1 pseudogene is annotated in these 576 nt (G+C 43.2%); it reads right to left on the reverse strand.

The features are described from left to right. Nucleotides 1-283 precede the first annotated feature (283 nt). Nucleotides 284-576, reverse strand: a pseudogene (locus R7O13_RS29235) (methyl-accepting chemotaxis protein); the annotation flags it as partial.

Genomic DNA, 576 nt, shown 5'->3' on the forward strand with positions numbered 1-576 from the left:
TCAGTTGTTGTGCTAGTTGTTCTGATTGTTGACGATCTAGACCAATTAAGCTTACTTGTTTGCTCATAATCTTGCTCCTTGGAGAGTAAAGTTTAAAAATTCTTTTGCAGTATTTGCTGCCGATGGAGTCATATTAGATCTGAGCGGTGAGGAAGGAAATTTGGTTTTAGCTATAGATTTAATAACTAAACTCAATGAGCAATTAGGTTATGTGAGTAGTAGAATAGTCGAAACCCTCGACCATTGTATTTCTTCATGGTCGAGGAGCATTCATTGGGAGGTTCTAAGCCGTTTTAAACATGGCCATTTGTTGATTCAACTCAGTGACTTGTTGCTTCACTTGCAACGACGTCTCAGAAGCATGCTGACTGTTACTCGCCACCATTTCGACCGACTGTGTAATGCCTGCCATTAACCCATTTATGGATTGCGTTGCGTGAGATTGCTGCTCGGCAGCAGCGGCCAATTCTGCCATTTGCTCGTTTAGAGAACCGATCTGCTCTGTCGTTGAAACCAATCTCGTTACGGCATTATCGATGTGCTCAGCACCTTGCTCTGCCAACGACTGGCTGTGTT

The sequence above is a fragment of the Vibrio sp. Y176 genome, assembly GCF_033438945.1.